At 60.0% G+C, this 1,361-nt stretch carries 3 protein-coding genes; all 3 read left to right on the forward strand.

Annotation, left to right across the window (positions count from 1 at the left end):
- Window positions 1–143: 143 nt before the first annotated feature.
- Complete coding sequence (gene rpmE / locus NUW23_00760; GenBank protein ID MCR4424710.1) at window positions 144–341, forward strand: 50S ribosomal protein L31; 198 nt, start codon at window positions 144–146, stop codon at window positions 339–341.
- Between the two features lie 116 nt (window positions 342–457).
- Complete coding sequence (locus tag NUW23_00765) at window positions 458–1,063, forward strand: thymidine kinase (protein MCR4424711.1); 606 nt, start codon at window positions 458–460, stop codon at window positions 1,061–1,063.
- On the forward strand, window positions 1,060–1,361 hold a 302-nt coding region (locus NUW23_00770; GenBank protein ID MCR4424712.1), incomplete at its 3' end, for a DUF1385 domain-containing protein. The genes NUW23_00765 and NUW23_00770, both read left to right, overlap by 4 nt.

Raw genomic sequence — 1,361 nt, forward strand, 5'->3', positions numbered from 1 at the left:
GCATCTGGCACGCCAGGCGCCATGTGAACCAGCGGTCCATCAGTGCGAGAAGCGCATACACAACGTCCATTGAAGAGCCCCGTCCGGGTGTGCTATACTGATTCAGTCGAGGAGGGGTTTTCCGTCCCGCGGAGGTGAGAGGATTGAAGGACAAGATCCACCCTAAGTTTTTCATAACCCGCGTCACGTGCGCGTGCGGGGAGAGTTTCGAGACCGGATCCACCCGGGAGAACTTGAGAGTTGAGATCTGCTCTAAGTGCCATCCCTTCTCCACCGGCGTCCAGAGGATCGTCGACACCGGCGGGCGCGTGGAGAGGTTCCGCAAGAAGCACAATCTCTAGCTCGGCGTTGTTTGGGGGCGGTTCCAGAGTATGGGGCCACCCCCAATGGTCATGTACTGTCGGAGCCCGGCGGGGCTCCAGTTTTTTGGCCCGCCGGACTCACGGGAGGGTCCAATTTGCACGGCAGCATTCAGGGCACTGGATGGATAGAAGTCATTTGTGGCTCCATGTTCAGCGGCAAGAGCGAGGAACTCATCCGCAGAGTGAAGCGGGCACGGATTGCGCGGCAGCTAGTGGTCGCACTCAAGCCTGCCATCGATACGCGCTTCTCCACGAATGACGTTGTATCGCACGGTGGTGGCAAGATCGATTGCCTGCCCGTACGTGACTCCCTGGAGGCCGAGGAGCGAATACCGGAAGACGCTCAGGTGGTGGCGGTGGATGAGGCACAGTTTTTCGACGATGGCATAGTCGACTTGTGCGTCAGGTTGGCTGACAGGGGCATCCGGGTGATCGTTGCCGGACTCGACACTGACTTCCGCGGAGAGCCGTTCGGCCCCATGCCCGAACTGCTTGCGCGCGCGGAATACGTCTCGAAACTTCAGGCGATTTGCGTCAAGTGTGGAAACCCAGCAACGAGAACGCAGAGGATAATCGACGGCAGACCGGCCAGCTACTCCGACCCGCAGGTCCTGATTGGGGCGAGCGAGGCCTATGAGGCCCGGTGCCGGAAGTGCCACGAGGTTCCCGATCGGCCGAGTCGAGGAGGTCATAGGGGTTGAAGACTAGGTTTCAGTACGGGGGACAGGCCGTAATAGAAGGCGTTATGATGCGTGGCCGTGACAGCATGGCGGTGGCGGTGCGCCGCCCGACCGGTGAGATAGCCGTCGACATCAACGATCTGAACAGCTCAAGACGTCCCCGTATTCTGAGGTTGCCGTTCGTTCGAGGAACGGTCATGTTGGTCGAGTCCTTGGTCCTTGGCATGCAGGCCTTGATGTACTCGGCCAATGAGGCCGCAGGCGAGGATGAGAAACTGTCTGGGACCGAGATAACGCTGACGCTGCTAGGGGCTTTGGG

The sequence above is a fragment of the Bacillota bacterium genome (assembly GCA_024655925.1).
GTDB lineage: Bacteria > Bacillota > DTU025 > DTU025 > JANLFS01 > JANLFS01.